Raw genomic sequence first — 15,742 nt, forward strand, 5'->3', positions numbered from 1 at the left:
CAAGGCATAGCATCTGAATTTTGGTTTCAAATGCAACTTAAAAAGTGTAAACGATGTTTCTATAACTCTGTAAAGGATGTTTGTATATCGTACCATATTAAACACAACGGTTGGGCTAAGCGTAGTGCGGTGGTAAGGAAACCTTTCCTGTCCGTCTGCCGACGTAGCTAAAGCTTATTGTTTTGCTTTATTTTTTCTTGTTCAAAGCTAAATCCATAAGATTTAGAGACTTTATAAATATACACAGACCTTTCGGTTTATCCCTAAAGTCTGCATTACGTTTAGGTTCCGTTGTAAAACGTTTTTATTCCGATTCGTACTTTATATGATTTAAAACTCTTTCGTGTATTCTATGAACTATGAAATTAGACCAGCCTTTCCAATATATTTCAGGATAAATATCCACCTTGTACCAGGTCGTACCTTCTAGTTCCGTTTTATTTTTAGATATTTTGGTTAATTTGAATTGTCCCTTATAGGATTTAAAATATCCATCTAAATGTGGAGGATGAACATTCCAAAATGGATTTAATTCGTTCATAGGAATTGGCTGCTCCTGAACATCAAATTGTAATAAATTTGGTTCATTCCATGTTGTAATTGGCTCTATGAAACTGCCGGTAGTGAAATTGCAATATCTAATTGCTCCGACACCCTTTCCTACGATAGTGGCGTCAGTTGGATAAGCTATTCCAGTGGTGAAAATCCAATCAGTAGGTTCGTTAATTTTATCAAATGTGACTACGTTTTTCCATACTGCCTCAATTGGAGCGTTTACAATTATTTTAGTCCGTACGGGTATTAAGTCTTTCGGCTTGTTATTATAATCGAAACCGGTGAACCCAAGCGATAGTAAAACTAATATAATAGTTGTGTTTTTTGAGTTCATAAAATTTGAGCCAGTGCTTTTATATCCGATATATGATCCTAGCCAAACAGCAAGGGCAAGAAGAGGACTTGCCATTAGTAAACATATAATACCTTCAATTGCAAAAACTAAGAGAACCAGACATGCAATCCCTAAGGCGGCAAAGCTTAATCTGTAAGCCATACTTTTAGTTATAGTAATTTTCTTTCCAGAAATATAAGGAGGTAAAAAACCAATTAAAAAAGGAATAAAGAGAAAAACACTCCACCCATAATCTCCAAGGTAGTTGATTGAAACATAGCCTAAAATTTGAATTAGAACAAGAGTTATTAAAATGGAAATCAGGTGAATTTTATTCAATCTTAAAATGTTTAAAAACGGTTTTGTAGATGGCTCGTAGCATGCAAATTAGAAAATTTGGCGACTTTCCAAATATGCCTTAACTTTAACTAATCAACTAATCAACTAATCAACTAATTAGCTATGAGCTATATACGTAATTGTAGCACTTTTTTATCGCGCAATTTTTACTATTCCGTCATGATTTCTTTCTGAAAGTTCCGAAATAAACTTCCTTTCTCCTCCGATTGTTGTGAACGCTAAATCATAATCGGTATTCACAACCCAATTTTTTTCTTTTGGGTAAATCAGACTTGGTGTTAATCTCAAATTGTCAATTTCAAATAATTTTGGAAGTTCACTTATTTTACCACTGTAAATCAAATCTTTTTCCCAGTTTTTCGTGGCAAGAAAAGTATAAAATAGTTCAATTTCTTGATTTCCATATAATTCTAATACTATTTCTACTAAACTAATTAAATGTTCTTTATCCATTAATCCTTCGACAGGATACAATTCGTTATTTAGTTGCTTGTCATATGAGTGAGTATGATTAATACTATCCATAATGGCTTTATTCAAATCATACCCTCGATATTTTCTTTCGTGAAAATCTTTCCAAGTTACACGAGAAAAATCATCTTCGGGAAATTCTTCATTTGATAACTCTCGAACTACAATTTTATCTTTTGGTATTTTATTATTAATCCAGAATGAGTGTAAAGCAATTGCATATTCTTGATAATTATTTGGTAATGTTAATTGAAGGAAAAATTCAGACGGATTTTGTTCACGCAATTTTAAATCATATTCTTTTTGTTCTCCAACAATAGTTGCAAAATGTTCAATCCAATCTTCTATGTCTTTTTCTATTAGTTCCAAAGTTTTTCTTAAATGTGCTACAACAATTGCAAATATTCCATCTATAAAAGTAATCTAATTCCCACCCACATAAAAAAAGACCTATCAACAGTTATTAACAGGTATTTGTGGTATGTAAACTAAGAAATAATGCTTACCATCACACTATGAAAAACTTCTCTAATGAGGTGTAGTTTTTGTTCATCCAAACCATGGGAGCACTGTTGTTTTCTAAGCGTTCCGTAATAGCAATGGTAACTTCTTGGTGTGTGAGCCACTCAACATCGTCTTCAGGGTCTACTACCCATTCACCCTTCGTGGGAATATAAAAATGATGTGGCGTAAAGTCAGCCGTAAGAAACTCCGCCATCCGTAACCAAAAGCCCACAATGCAATTTGGGTTTACTTGAGAAATGGGCAATGGAGCGCTTTTATAAGGTTTAAAGAGTTGGGCTTTATAGCATACCTTTTGCGCTATGGTAGCGGTGTCTATTCCTTTTTCCAACAATACCGAACGCCCAACGGGCGTATGCAGTAATGAAAACTGGTTGTTCTTTATCTTTTCTAGCTTGGTGTAAAAAGAATCACGCCGGTTGGGTCCGATCAGTTGATGTATGGGTTCTTTTATTTCGGTGTCAATAATGTAGAATTTATAAGTGAGTTCTACATGTATCAGCTGCTGTGTGGCGGTTTCTTGAACAATAAAATCTATTTCACCAATGGTCTGTTTTTCTTCCCGTATCGGTAAATTATGCAATAGCACTTTATACTCCGCACTTGCATCTAACAACTGCTTGCACACATATTCCATCCGATGTCCCAACCGCAATTTCTCAGGAATAGATCGTGGCACAAAACCGTCTATCACCATCTCCGGAAACTGAAACTGAGGCACACCAAACTGCACACCTTCCCATAACGGCGGAGTACTTAAAAAGCCTTGTATCTGTTTGATTAATGTTTGTTGCTGGTTGATGGTTTATCTTTTTAGTTGTTGGTTGTCGGTTGTTGGTGTTTTGTTTTTCGCTAATCGCTAATCGCTAATCGCTAATCGTTGTTCGTTGTTAGTTAATAGTGTTTGTTGAAATATCAATACTGCATACTGATACTGTCTACTGATACTGTCTACTGAATACTGAAAACTGATACTGTTAACTGATACTGCCTACTGAAACTGCATACTGATTATTGCTAATTGTTTATTGTTATTTGTCTCCCGTAGTCGAAGTTACTTCATTTAAACGTCATTGCGAGCATAGCGCGGCAATCTGTAGCTTAGGTACACGAAACAAACAGATTGCTTCGTCGCCAAAATGCTCCTCGCAAAGACGAATATTTTTGCGAAATGCGCTAATCGTTATTCGTTAATCGTTGTTCGTTAATAGTGTTTGTTGAAATATCAATACTGTTACTGAATACTGAAAACTGATACTGCCAACTAATAATTGTTTATTACCAATTATACTCCGTAGCCGAAGTTGCTTCCTTGAAACACTAAGCGCCACGCGAAAAGCGCACAGCGTATTGCGTACAGCGTCCAACTCAACACGAACAACGAACAACGAACAACGAACAACCATCAACGGTCAACCGACAACAGTCAACCAACAACCAACAACCAACAACCAAACTTAAACAACAACGTTAACATTTCCCAAAAGCCGTGGGCATCCAGCGTAAAAGTGTTAATTTTATAGTATGGCTATGAATATAAGAAAGGGGTTCCGCTTTGAAACTTACGAAGCACCCGAACAATCTATTTTTGATAAGCTATTTGATATTTTTCAAGAGCTAATTACACATACTTCTGGTGATTTTGACGAAGCGATCGATTGGTTACGCGAGCTGGACAAGGAATATGAATTGACGACCGAAGACTATACCATTGACGATTTTATAGAAGACCTTAAGGCAAAAGGTTACATACGCGAAGAGTTTAAAGATGGCGGTGGTAATGGTGAAGATGGGGAAGAAGGTTCTGGCGGTGGTGATATCTCCATTACCGCGAAAATGGAACGTATCATCCGTCAGCGTGCATTAGACCAAATTTTTGGAAAACTTAAACGTAGTGGTGCCGGTAATCATAAAACAGGTAAATCAGGACAAGGAGATGAGCATACGGGCGACCTTAGGGAATACCGTTACGGCGATGGTCTAGAAAACATATCTATGACCGAGAGTCTTAAAAACGCTCAAATTAATCACGGTGTGGGCAGTTTTCATTTAAGTGAAAATGACTTGGTTGTTGAAGATACCCAGCATAAAGCACAAATGAGTACCATACTTATGATCGATATTAGTCATAGTATGATCTTGTACGGAGAGGATCGTATTACGCCCGCTAAAAAAGTTGCCATGGCGCTGGCAGAGTTGATTACCACCAGGTACCCAAAAGATACTTTAGATATTTTGGTATTCGGTAACGATGCCTGGCCTATACCTATTAAAGATCTACCATATTTAAAGGTTGGTCCGTATCACACCAATACCGTTGCAGGTTTGCAATTGGCAATGGATATGCTCCGTAGAAAACGAAATACCAATAAGCAGATTTTTATGATTACCGATGGTAAGCCAAGTTGTTTGCGCATGCCAGACGGTACGTATTATAAGAATAGTGTGGGACTAGACGATTTTATAGTAGAGAAATGCTATAATATGGCGCGCCAGGCTCGTAAGTTGCATATTCCCATTACGACATTTATGATTGCCCAAGACCCGTATTTGATGCAGTTTATTCGCCATTTTACAGAGGCTAATAAAGGCAAGGCATTCTTTACAGGATTAAAAGGTTTAGGCGAAATGATATTTGAGGATTACGAAGCAAATAGAAAAAAAAGATTGAAATAAGACTAAAAGATGACATCTTATAAAAGACCTTGGTATAAGTTGAAAAGGACATGGATAATGCTATTCTTTTTAGTTTTTGTAGGTTTATTGGTTTCAACATTAACCCCGGAATTGTCTCGTAATATTTCTTATTTAACGAAGGCATATTCAGAGCCAGAAATATGCGAAGATGCTCTAGAAATTGCAAAAAAGGATTCTACAGTTTTAAAATTGCTTGGTAACTTAGAACCTTTAGGTTCTTTAGATTTGTTAAATGGTTCTGTAGGTTATTCACAGTCTGGTGATTCTGTCGGAATTACTATAGATGTTAGAGGAGATAAACCAATAAATAATATAAGATCAAAAATGGATGTTTTGGCTGAAAATATAAACGATAAATGGGAATACATTTCCATAAACATCCGAATAAAGAAACCGGACGAGTTAAAACAAACTATTGCTATTTTAAAGAAATAAATTTTTATGAAATTAGATTATAAAAACATACATACACTTGGGGAGTTAAAAGCTGCCGGATACCAAACCAAAAGTGTAAAAGATGAGTTGCGAGACAATCTTGTAGAAAAAATTAAAAAGGGCGAAGATGCCTTTACAGGTGTTTGGGGCTATGAAGACTCGGTAATTCCAGAGTTGGAACGGGCTATTCTTTCTCGTCATAACATTAATTTATTGGGACTTCGTGGTCAGGCAAAAACTCGTTTGGCGCATTTAATGGTCAATTTATTGGATGAATATATTCCCGTTGTAGAGGGTTCAGAAATCAATGACGACCCTATGAAGCCCATGTCCAGATTTGCCATGGAATTGATCAAGGAAAAAGGCGATGACACTCCCATAATTTGGATGCATAAAGATGAGCGTTTTGCAGAAAAACTAGCAACACCCGATGTTACCGTAGCAGATTTAATTGGTGATGTAGATCCTATAAAAGCAGCAAACCTAAAATTGTCATATGCAGATGACAGGGTAATTCATTTCGGAATGATACCTCGTGCGAACCGTTGCATTTTTGTGATTAATGAACTGCCCGATTTGCAGGCACGTATTCAGGTTTCTTTATTCAATATTTTGGAGGAAGGAGATATTCAAATCCGCGGATTTAAACTGAGATTACCTTTGGATATTCAGTTCGTATTTACGGCTAACCCAGAAGATTATACCAATAGAGGGAGTATCGTTACTCCACTAAAAGATAGAATTGGGTCGCAAATCTTAACGCATTACCCAGATGATATTGAAATTGCCCGCAAGATTACCGAGCAAGAGGCAAAGTTAGATTCTAGACAAACTGATGCTGTTTATGTTCCGGATTTAGCAAAGGATCTGTTAGAGCAAATTATATTTGAAGCTCGTGAAAGTGAGTATGTAGATGCTAAAAGTGGTGTGAGTGCACGTACCAGTATTACTGCTTTTGAAAACTTATTAAGTACTGCAGAGCGTAGATCTTTATTGAACGGTGGAAATAATACCATGGTTCGTTTAAGTGATTTCTTGGGGATTATACCTGCAATTACCGGTAAGATAGAATTGGTGTATGAAGGAGAGCAGGAGGGAGCGGACGGCGTTGCGGCAATTTTAATTGATGATGCTGTAAAATCATTGTTCCCAAAGTATTTTCCCAAAATAAATAAACTAGAGCGTAAAGATGAAGAAACCGTTTATGACGAGCTGTTGCATTGGTTTTTTCAAGGTGAAGGTATTGAGCTAATGGACGATTTTACGGATGAAGAGTACAAACGTGCTCTAGATAGCATACCAGCATTAAATCAGTTGTTAAAAGACCATCAGCCAGATTATGATACTAAAGATGTATACTTCTTAAAAGAATTGTTGTTATGGGGATTGGTCTCCTACAAAAAATTAAATAAGCAACGTTTTACAGATGGTTTTGAATTTAAAGACCTCTACAGTAGTTTCTTAAAAGATATCTAGAATCAAAAAAGCCCTATTCATTACGAATAGGGCTTTCTCTTTTTCACAGCAATATTTAAATTCATGGCAATTGATAAGCGGGCAATTTGAAAATAAAGGAACTACCTTTATATGGTTTGCTTAATACTACGATGGTGGTATCATGTAAATCCATTATTTTTTTTACAATTGCCAAGCCAAGACCTAGCCCTTGCTTTTGAGTGTTCTTATTTACTTGTTTGTATCTGTCAAATATAAATGGTTGATCGTTCACTGGTATACCGTTACCGGTATCTGTTATATTGATTTCAATTTGTTTACCCATTTTTACTAGGCTTAACCTAACCTTACCATTTGGTTCTGTATACTTTATAGCATTTTCAATTAGATTCTGTAGTGCTCTTTCAACCAGACCTATATCTGCATATACCATATAGTTCTCTTCAGGATTTTCTAATTGAAGGTGTATTTGTTTTTGTTCTGCAAGCAGCCTGAATTTGGCAATAAGGTCATGAGAAAGTTCCGTAATTGAGAATGGCTCTTTTATAGGGGTAACCTGTTCAGCTTCTAATTTAGAGTACTCAAATAACTGATTGATCAGACTTGAGAGCTTATCAATATTGTTATGTGTAATTTGTAAATATTCTTCTTTTTGACTTTCTGTAAGCGTATCTTTCTTAATCTGAAGCGTTTCAATGTATCCTTTTAAAACAGCTAACGGCGTACGTAAATCGTGAGAGACATTTGCAATTAATTCTCTTCGTAGATTGTCTACAGATTTCATTTTGTCCATATTATCTACAATGGTATCTGCCATTTCATTAAAAGATAGGGCAACAACTTCAATGTCTGATTGCTCAGGATTCTTAATTCTAATATCTAAATCACCTTCTTGAAATTTACGAACGGTTTGAGTAATCAGTCGAAGATTTTTGGTCAAGAACCAAATACTTAATATTCCGATCAATGCCGCAAAAAGCATGGTCAGTACAATGGCGCCTATGCTTAGTTTGGTGAAATACGTTCTAAAAAGACTATCACTAATGAGCGCTAATTGTTTACCGGCAACTATAATATAAATATAACCTTCATGACCATCGATAGAAAATGGTGCAGCAGAAAAGATATTCTTCGCTTCTGGATTTAAGGGGTCATCACCTAAAATAAATTCTTCTCCATTACTTTCAATAAACCTATTTATAGGCTCTAATGAAACCGATTTCATCGGCTCATTATCATTATGTTCTAAAACTACAGAATATAGAATATCACCAGATTTGTCAAGAAGATATACCTCGATACCACGATTTACCGCCATCATATCGTGCATTAAATCTCCAAAAAGTGCCTTGTTAACTGTGCCATCTTCTAAAAACGGAGCGGCATTTTGAAACTTTTCTTGAATTACATGATTTGCTACATTCGCATTTATACGCTGTGTAATAGCTTGGTTATAATTCAGCGTTAGGTAACCTGTAATGAAAATATATGAAGCTCCCATTAGAATGATCAGAAATATGAAAGCCATCCATAGTTTCTTTACCAATTTCGGAGTAAGAGTTTTGCCGTTATTTATCATGCCATTATCTCTTCATTAAATTTATAACCAACACCCCAAGTTGTCAGTATGTAATTGGGGTTGGCCATATCAGATTCTATTTTAGATCTTAACCGATTAATATGAGAATTTACGGTGTGTTCATAGCCCTCAAAATTGTATCCCCATATCATATTCAGCAACTCTGTTCTAGTATAGTTTCTACCAGGGTTAGAAGCCATTAATACTAGTAATTCAAACTCTTTGGGTGATAATTCAATTTTATAATCACCTAAAACCACTTTTCGCTTATCAATATCAATTGAAAGTCCTTCCGCCAAAATGATAGACGTATCCTCTTGCTTCTTTTCCACTTTATTGGATCGTCGAAGCACAGCTTTAATTCTTGCCAAAAGCTCTCTAATGCTAAAGGGTTTTGTCATATAATCATCAGCACCAATTTCTAAACCTAAGACGCGATCAATCTCTTCAGATTTAGCGGTTAACATAATTACAGGTGTATTTTTAGTAGCACGTAGCTTTCTACAAATTTCAACACCATCTAAGCCGGGTAGTGTCAGGTCTAGAAGAATTAACTCGTAATCATTTTCTAAGGCAAGGCGTAGTCCTTCGTTGCCATCCATTGCCATAGTGGTTTCATAACTAACATCAGAAAGATGTAGTTCTAATAGCTTAATGATTTCAGGATCATCCTCAATAATAAGTATACGTTTCATAATCAATTACGAATAAAGAAAAAAAGTATCACAGAAAAATCACAGCGAACGACAAATGTTCTAACGCACTATAATTTAGCTTATAAGTAAGTCGAGGAATGCTATGATAATTACAGCATATTTAAACTTTTATAGATAATTGTATTTAAAAACTTAAGAATACAGGAATAATCAAGTCGACTATATCTGGTAGTTTGTTGCTATTTTGTTGCTATGTAATTGAACGTATTTAAAACAAAAGCCCTCGATAATTTCTTAACGAGGGCTAAAGATAATTTTTGAGTTCTAGTTATTTCCAGTGGTCAACATGTTGGTTCATATCATCAAATAGATATGTGCCGACCATTTCTTTTCTATATACTACAGCTAAAAGAGTTACCAATAATAAGGCTGCGTATAATGTCAACATTAAATATCCGATAGGTAAAAATGTACCCGGTATAAGATGGTTTTCAAAATCAGAATAGCTAGACAATACAATCATTGTCTCTACTAATTTATATATGTATACCAATGATATGATATAAAGAATATATTCTAATGTTCGCATTGGTGGGTCACTTAGTTCATTCTCTTTAATTTTAAACCAGAGTACATATAGAAATACAAAGTGAATAATGGATAGAATAGGAAAGATGTAATTATCTATTTTGAAAAAGTAAAACTTATTGGTGTATAAACCATAAAAACTAAAGATGTTCAACAAAAAAAGCACGACAATTGAAACAATTAAGGTTCGTTTCCAAGTTAATAATCCTTTGATAGAGTTCATGAAATTTAGTTTTTATGGTTAAAAAGGAACCATAGTTTTGCTGCAAGTAATGGCATGATATTGTTTTTTTCCAAACAATTCGACAAACGGTTAACATTGTTGTTCAAGACCTTGATTTTAAGATAATCATATTTTAATATTACCATTTTTTCTGAACATTAACAATAAAATACCTATAATAATGGTGTAGGAAGTTATAATGTAATTACCACCTAAAACAAGGGACGCAAGTAGATGTAAATGAAGACAATTTACACGAGGTGTATAGTAATGCTTATAATGTAATTACATTTACACTATGAAGAAACAGCGTTTTTGTTATTTGGTTCGTCTGCAGTATTTAGGCTTTAGATTTAATGGTTGGCAAGTACAACCTAAACTACGAACTATTGTAGGTATGCTTAATAAAACATTTACATTTATATACCCCAATACTCCTTTTAAAATTCTGGGTGCCGGTAGAACCGATTCTAAGGTTTCTTCATTAGATGGTGCATTTGAACTTTTTATTGATGAACCATTAGAAGACCTAAATGTTTTCTTAAAAGATTTTAATAAAAATTTACCTTCAGATATTCGATTACTTTCCATTGAATCTGTCGGTCAAGATTTTAATATTATAAAGGATAGTAAAACGAAGGAGTATAATTACTTCTTTTCCTTCGGATGTAAGAATCACCCGTTTAGCGCGCCTTTTATAACCAATTACATAGATCACCTTGATTTAGAGTTAATGAAGCAGGGTGCTTCGCTGTTTGAAGGTACACATGATTTTAGTGTGTACACTGCATCTTTAAAACCCACAACGATTACAGTTCGTGAAATCGAAGAATGTACCATTGTACCCAATGATATTTTGATAGCCAATTTTTTTCCTGAGCATAGTTACATCTTAAAGATAAAGGGAAAGGGATTTATAAGATATCAAATACGAATGATTATGGGTGCGTTGGTACAACTTGGTAAACACGAACTTACCATAGAAGAAATTAAAGCGTCTTTAGTTTCTGGTTCTGACCATAAACTAAATACTATTGCACCTGGTTCTGGTTTAATTTTAAACAAACTGGACTTCAATAATTAGTTTGTAGTTTTAATATATTTATAAAAAATTGTTCATGGCTGTAAATAAGAAGCTCAACTTCCCTAAGCGTAAAAAGAAAAAGTCTCGCCAGCAGAATAAGCTTGGTAAAGCACCGGGAACCATAAGTTACATGGGTGATAAGGAGCGAAGTGATAGTTTTATCCATAGCACGACCTATAATGCTGACGGATTCGAAACTAAAGAATTTGCACACATAGAACAGTTTTTTAAAGAAGAGCGAGCCGACAAAATATCATGGATAAATGTAGTTGGTATTACGGATGAGCCTTTTATTGAAAAATTAGGAAAGCATTTTAACTTGAATCCTTTGGTTCTTGAAGATATTGTCAATACCGAACAACGCCCTAAAATAGATGAATACGAAGATTACATTTTCGGAATCTTTCGTATGTTATACATTTCTGACGAAGATGAAATTGTAGGTGAACATATCGCACTTGTTCTACATGAAAATACAGTTTTGGTTTTTCAAGAAGTAAAAGCCGATGTTTTTAATGGATTACGAGAACGAATTACCGGTAAGCTGGGGCGCATAAGAACTAGGGGAGCTGATTACTTATTTTTTGCCTTACTGGATGCTATTGTAGATAATTATTTTTTAGCGATTGAAAACCTTAATAATAGAATAGAGAATTTAGAAGAAGAGGTTTATCAGAATCCTGAGCCTATTGTAGCTCAAAATATTCAACAATTAAAAAAGGAAATCCTGAAAATACGAAGGTGGATATTCCCGGTCAAGGAATTGATAAGTAGACTAATAGATACCGAAAATCAGCTGATTAAAAAGGATACAAAATTGTTTCTTCGCGATGTTTTGGATCATGCCATTGAAATAAACGAAAGTTTACAGATTTATCGTGAGATGTCTATGAGCTTAATGGAGATGTATATGAGTAATATGAGTAATAAAATGAACGAGGTCATGAAGGTTTTGACTATTATGGCATCCATTTTTATTCCTTTGACATTTATTGCTGGTATATACGGTATGAATTTTGAACATATGCCAGAGCTTCATTATAAATACGGATACCATGTGGTTTGGGCTGTTATGATTATTCTTTTTATAGGTATGATGTTTTATTTTAAAAAGAAAAAGTGGCTTTAATATTTGCTTTACAAGCGTTCTGTTTTCATATTGTTCTACAAAGCATTTCCATTAAAGATTAATTGTAATGGGTCATAATTACTAATACATTTCATATATCTTGCCTACGTCTAAGTTATTAGATATAAGCGATTTAAACACGTTTTATACTACTGTGTTTAAGTCTATTGTTAACTTAAAATAATATATATGAAAATGAAAACCATTTATATGTCAATTACGGCAATTTTTTTAATGACCGGTACTATGTCGGCACAAGAACAAAATCAAGAAGTATTAGATACCAAAATTTCTAAATCGTACACAATTAATGACGGAAAGAAATTGGTAAAGAATACTGTAGTTATAACCACAAAGAGATTAAATACCATAGAAAATGCTGAAAAGGACCAAGGGAAGGTAAATCAAGATAGAGTAGTGGATAGTGTTTCAACGATTATCAAAACAGTACAAATAGACAATGATGATGACGATGCCTTTGACGAAAAAATAGTCTTTAGCTATGAATCTGAAACTCCAGAAGATTTTGTTTTAGTTTCTAAAAATGACGAATTGGTTGTCGCCATGAACGAAGGTGAAAACTTAAAAATTGTTGAAAATTTAAGTTTAAAAAGCAAAGAGGTAGCAGATAATAAGACCACCTATATCTTCACCAATGAACATGGTGAAAATTTAGAATTCTTAGTACAAGAATATAGCAAACCTAGTGATACTGCAATGTTAGAGAAATAGAATTGCGTTTATGTTAAAATTAAAAAGAGCCGTGTAGACGGCTCTTTTTTTATATGCTATTTTGAAAAATGTTATAGTTCAAATAAATCTGACGATAGGTAGCGATCACCTCTATCACAAACTATAGATACTATAACACCGTGATCTAATTCTTGAGCTAAACGCAAGGCTACTGTTGCTGCGCCGCCACTGCTCATACCAGAGAATATTCCTTCTTCTTTTGCCAATCTTCTAGCCATTGTCTTAGCTTCTATTTCATTGACTTCCATTATGCGGTCTACTTTCTTAGGATTAAATATTTTAGGTAAATATTCTTGGGGCCATTTTCTTATACCTGGTATGCTTGCATTGTCGCATGGCTGTACACCAACTATTTGAATATCTTTATTTTTTTCTTTTAAAAATGTAGAAGTCCCCATAATGGTTCCTGTTGTTCCCATTGCAGATACGAAGTGAGTTATTTTACCATCGGTATCTTTCCATATTTCAGGACCTGTAGTTTTGTAATGAGCTTTCCAATTGTTTTCGTTTCCGAATTGATTCATCATAACATAACCCTCGTTGGCAACTTTACTTTCTGCATAATCTCGTGCACCTTCAATACCTACATCTGAAGACGTAAGCGTTACTTTGGCTCCGTACGCTCTCATCGTCTGAACGCGTTCTTTTGTAGCATTCTCTGGCATTACCAATTCAATATCAAGTCCGTAAACACCAGCAATCATAGCTAAGGCGATACCAGTATTTCCACTAGTAGCTTCTATTAATTTGTCATTAACGGTAAAATCTCCATTATCAAAACCAGTTTTAATCATATTATAAGCTGCACGATCTTTTACACTGCCACCAGGGTTATGCCCTTCTAATTTAAAATAAACAGAAACATTTGGGTTTGTATTAAGTACTCGTGATTTTACCAATGGCGTATTGCCAATAAGCGATAATAAAGTATTAGACATGTGGTAATGTTTTTATTTTAATTTCAGGCGTGTGAAAAACTGTTGAATGTGGTGGTACAGATGCCGTAATCCATGCATTACCACCAATTACACTATTTGCACCGATAATAGTATCGCCTCCTAAAATAGTGGCATTTGCGTAAATTGTTACGTTATTGTCTATGGTTGGATGGCGTTTGGTTTGCTGTAATTTTTTAGCAACAAAGAGTCCGCCTAAGGTTACGCCCTGGTATATTTTTACGTCATTCTTAATAATGGCAGTTTCACCAATTACAACTCCGGTGCCATGATCAATATGAAACGATCTCCCTATTTGTGCTCCAGGATTAATATCGACACCAGTTTGTCGGTGTGCATATTCTGTCATTAATCTTGGTACTAACGGAAAGCCTGTCTTGTATAACTCGTGTGCCAATCTATATACTGAAATGGCATAAAACCCTGGGTAGGCCATATATACTTCTTCAATTGATAATGAGGCAGGGTCACAGTTTACGGTCGCTTCAGCATCAAGATTTAAACTCTCTAGAACTAAAGGAAGTTTCTCTACATAATTCTCCCATACTTTCTTACAAGGTTTATCGCTTTCCCAACATGCTAAATCTACAAGTTCATCAAATTGCTTTTCAAGTTTATCTAAACTTTCGGCTACTGGTGTTTCAATATCGAACAACATATAAAAAAGAAGATCGGTAAATTTTTCCGTATTCTTTTTTAAGCGAAATCTTAAATTCGGTTGTTTTTTGTGGGTATTAATCTTTTCGATTATAGATCGATGGTCCATAGGTCTTCGTTAGATCATCAAAATTAACCAAATAAGTAAAAGTACTTCTCATCTAATGGTTAACTTTAGCTTAAAATCACAACAGCTAAGTCGAATGTTAGAAACGAAGATTACAAAAAGCACGTTACAATTTTTAAATAAGCTAAAGAAAAACAATAATCGAGAGTGGTTTACAGAGCATAAAGCGGAATTTAAAGCGGAGGAAACTAAAGTAAAAAGCTTTTTTAATCATGTACTTGAAATGCTAAAGACACATGATGAAATTGAAAAATTAAAAGTATTTAGAATTTATAGGGATGTCCGTTTTTCTAAAAATAAAACACCATATAAAAATAATTTATCTGCATCTTTTTCAAGGGCAGGTAAACACCGTAGAGGCGGGTATTATTTACAGATAGCACCTGGTGATAGCTTTGTTGCAACAGGATTTTGGAATCCTGAAAAAGAAGACTTGTTGCGTATTAGAAAAGAGTGGGAAATAGATACTACCGATTTGACCGACATTATCGATAATAAAAATTTCAAGTCTATTTGGGGACCATTGGTTGGTGATGAATTGAAAACTTCACCTAAAGGTTTTGATAAAGAAGACCCCAATATTGAATTTATACGTAAAAAGCAGTACATCTTCGTAAGAAAGTTTACCGACAAAGAGGTGTTATCAGATTATTTTGCAAGTAAAGTAAACGATAGTTTTATTGCAATACGCCCTTATTTCGATTTAATGAGTACAATTCTAACCACTAATTTAAATGGCGAATCATTATTGGACTAGCTCATATTTTTCAAAATATTGAATCTGATCTTGAATTCTTTTTACAACCATATTCATCATTCTCTTGTTCAAAGCAGAAGAGTTTTTTATATAAATTTCATACTCTTCAACAGTAAATTGACCAATGATCATTCCTTTTAAGGAGTTTCTGAACTTAATATCTTTTTGAATAGAATTGGCAATGTAGCCCATTCGCTTATTAAGCTTTAGCTCGTAAAAACTATTCTTCATTTTATTGATATAATTCTGATAAGATGCTAGAAGTAAATCATTTTGAAGTTTTAGTATGGGGCGTAACGTTTCATTCTGAAATCGTTCGTCATCACTCATATTGGGCATTATTTTGGCAGAGGCAATTAAAGGGCGAATTGATTGCAATTTCTGTGTCCTGTCCATTATATTTT

Annotated in this window: 16 protein-coding genes; 7 read left to right on the forward strand and 9 right to left on the reverse strand. The window is 34.5% G+C overall.

Translation table 11 applies throughout. From position 1 onward, the window contains the following. Window positions 1–304: 304 nt before the first annotated feature. The 3 genes from DFQ03_RS07920 to DFQ03_RS07930 form a co-directional block, all read right to left on the reverse strand. A complete protein-coding gene (locus tag DFQ03_RS07920; protein WP_133672646.1) occupies window positions 305–1,228 on the reverse strand; it encodes an SRPBCC family protein in 924 nt (307 codons plus the stop codon). Window positions 1,229–1,381: 153 nt separating this feature from the next. Further along, window positions 1,382–2,089, reverse strand: coding sequence for a hypothetical protein (locus tag DFQ03_RS07925; RefSeq protein WP_133672647.1), 708 nt, complete (start codon window positions 2,087–2,089; stop codon window positions 1,382–1,384). A 139-nt stretch (window positions 2,090–2,228) separates the two neighbouring features. Then, window positions 2,229–2,975, reverse strand: coding sequence for a DUF1853 family protein (locus DFQ03_RS07930; protein ID WP_208295899.1), 747 nt, complete (start codon window positions 2,973–2,975; stop codon window positions 2,229–2,231). Between the two features lie 791 nt (window positions 2,976–3,766). Here DFQ03_RS07930 and DFQ03_RS07935 point away from each other — a divergent pair. From DFQ03_RS07935 to DFQ03_RS07945, 3 genes are read left to right on the forward strand one after another with little or no spacing between them, the layout of a single operon-like run. Continuing rightward, window positions 3,767–4,918, forward strand: a complete 1,152-nt coding sequence (locus tag DFQ03_RS07935; protein WP_133672649.1) for a vWA domain-containing protein — start codon at window positions 3,767–3,769, stop codon at window positions 4,916–4,918. Window positions 4,919–4,927: 9 nt separating this feature from the next. Then, a complete protein-coding gene (locus DFQ03_RS07940) occupies window positions 4,928–5,374 on the forward strand; it encodes a hypothetical protein (protein ID WP_133672650.1) in 447 nt (148 codons plus the stop codon). Between the two features lie 6 nt (window positions 5,375–5,380). Further along, window positions 5,381–6,850, forward strand: coding sequence for a MoxR family ATPase (locus DFQ03_RS07945; RefSeq protein ID WP_133672651.1), 1,470 nt, complete (start codon window positions 5,381–5,383; stop codon window positions 6,848–6,850). 61 nt (window positions 6,851–6,911) lie between these two features. Here the strand turns inward: DFQ03_RS07945 and DFQ03_RS07950 are convergent, their stop codons facing one another. The 3 genes from DFQ03_RS07950 to DFQ03_RS07960 all read right to left on the reverse strand — a co-directional run bounded on the left by DFQ03_RS07950 (window position 6,912) and on the right by DFQ03_RS07960 (window position 9,875). Continuing rightward, window positions 6,912–8,408, reverse strand: a complete 1,497-nt coding sequence (locus DFQ03_RS07950) for a sensor histidine kinase (protein WP_133672652.1) — start codon at window positions 8,406–8,408, stop codon at window positions 6,912–6,914. Continuing rightward, on the reverse strand, window positions 8,405–9,103 hold the full coding sequence (locus DFQ03_RS07955; RefSeq protein ID WP_133672653.1) for a response regulator transcription factor: 699 nt from the start codon (window positions 9,101–9,103) through the stop codon (window positions 8,405–8,407). Before DFQ03_RS07955 ends, DFQ03_RS07950 begins: the two co-directional genes overlap by 4 nt. A 289-nt stretch (window positions 9,104–9,392) precedes the next feature. Continuing rightward, window positions 9,393–9,875, reverse strand: a complete 483-nt coding sequence (locus tag DFQ03_RS07960; RefSeq protein WP_133672654.1) for a hypothetical protein — start codon at window positions 9,873–9,875, stop codon at window positions 9,393–9,395. A gap of 298 nt (window positions 9,876–10,173) precedes the next feature. Between DFQ03_RS07960 and DFQ03_RS07965 the strand changes: the two genes are divergently transcribed. The 3 genes from DFQ03_RS07965 (at window position 10,174) to DFQ03_RS07975 (ending at window position 12,820) form a co-directional block, all read left to right on the forward strand. After that, window positions 10,174–10,959, forward strand: a complete 786-nt coding sequence (locus DFQ03_RS07965; protein WP_133672655.1) for a tRNA pseudouridine synthase A — start codon at window positions 10,174–10,176, stop codon at window positions 10,957–10,959. 34 nt (window positions 10,960–10,993) lie between these two features. After that, complete coding sequence (corA, locus tag DFQ03_RS07970) at window positions 10,994–12,088, forward strand: magnesium/cobalt transporter CorA (RefSeq protein WP_133672656.1); 1,095 nt, start codon at window positions 10,994–10,996, stop codon at window positions 12,086–12,088. A 189-nt stretch (window positions 12,089–12,277) separates the two neighbouring features. Next, the gene (locus DFQ03_RS07975) at window positions 12,278–12,820 is read left to right on the forward strand and encodes a hypothetical protein (protein ID WP_133672657.1); all 543 of its coding nucleotides are present in this window, start codon (window positions 12,278–12,280) and stop codon (window positions 12,818–12,820) included. 71 nt (window positions 12,821–12,891) lie between these two features. On the opposite strand, the gene cysM is transcribed toward DFQ03_RS07975, so the two are convergent. Next, window positions 12,892–13,779, reverse strand: a complete 888-nt coding sequence (gene cysM / locus DFQ03_RS07980) for a cysteine synthase CysM (protein ID WP_133672658.1) — start codon at window positions 13,777–13,779, stop codon at window positions 12,892–12,894. Then, entirely contained in the window at window positions 13,772–14,563 is a 792-nt protein-coding gene (gene epsC / locus DFQ03_RS07985; protein ID WP_133672659.1) for a serine O-acetyltransferase EpsC, read from the reverse strand. The genes cysM and epsC overlap by 8 nt, the downstream gene beginning before the upstream one ends. 94 nt (window positions 14,564–14,657) lie before the next feature. Here epsC and DFQ03_RS07990 point away from each other — a divergent pair, with 94 nt between their 5' ends. After that, window positions 14,658–15,338, forward strand: coding sequence for a DUF2461 domain-containing protein (locus DFQ03_RS07990; RefSeq protein WP_133672660.1), 681 nt, complete (start codon window positions 14,658–14,660; stop codon window positions 15,336–15,338). Here the strand turns inward: DFQ03_RS07990 and DFQ03_RS07995 are convergent. Then, window positions 15,327–15,737, reverse strand: coding sequence for a glyoxalase (locus DFQ03_RS07995; RefSeq protein ID WP_394346266.1), 411 nt, complete (start codon window positions 15,735–15,737; stop codon window positions 15,327–15,329). The genes DFQ03_RS07990 and DFQ03_RS07995 overlap by 12 nt on opposite strands. Window positions 15,738–15,742 lie beyond the last annotated feature (5 nt).

The sequence above is a fragment of the Maribacter caenipelagi genome (assembly GCF_004364175.1).
In the GTDB taxonomy this organism is placed as follows: Bacteria; Bacteroidota; Bacteroidia; order Flavobacteriales; family Flavobacteriaceae; genus Maribacter; species Maribacter caenipelagi.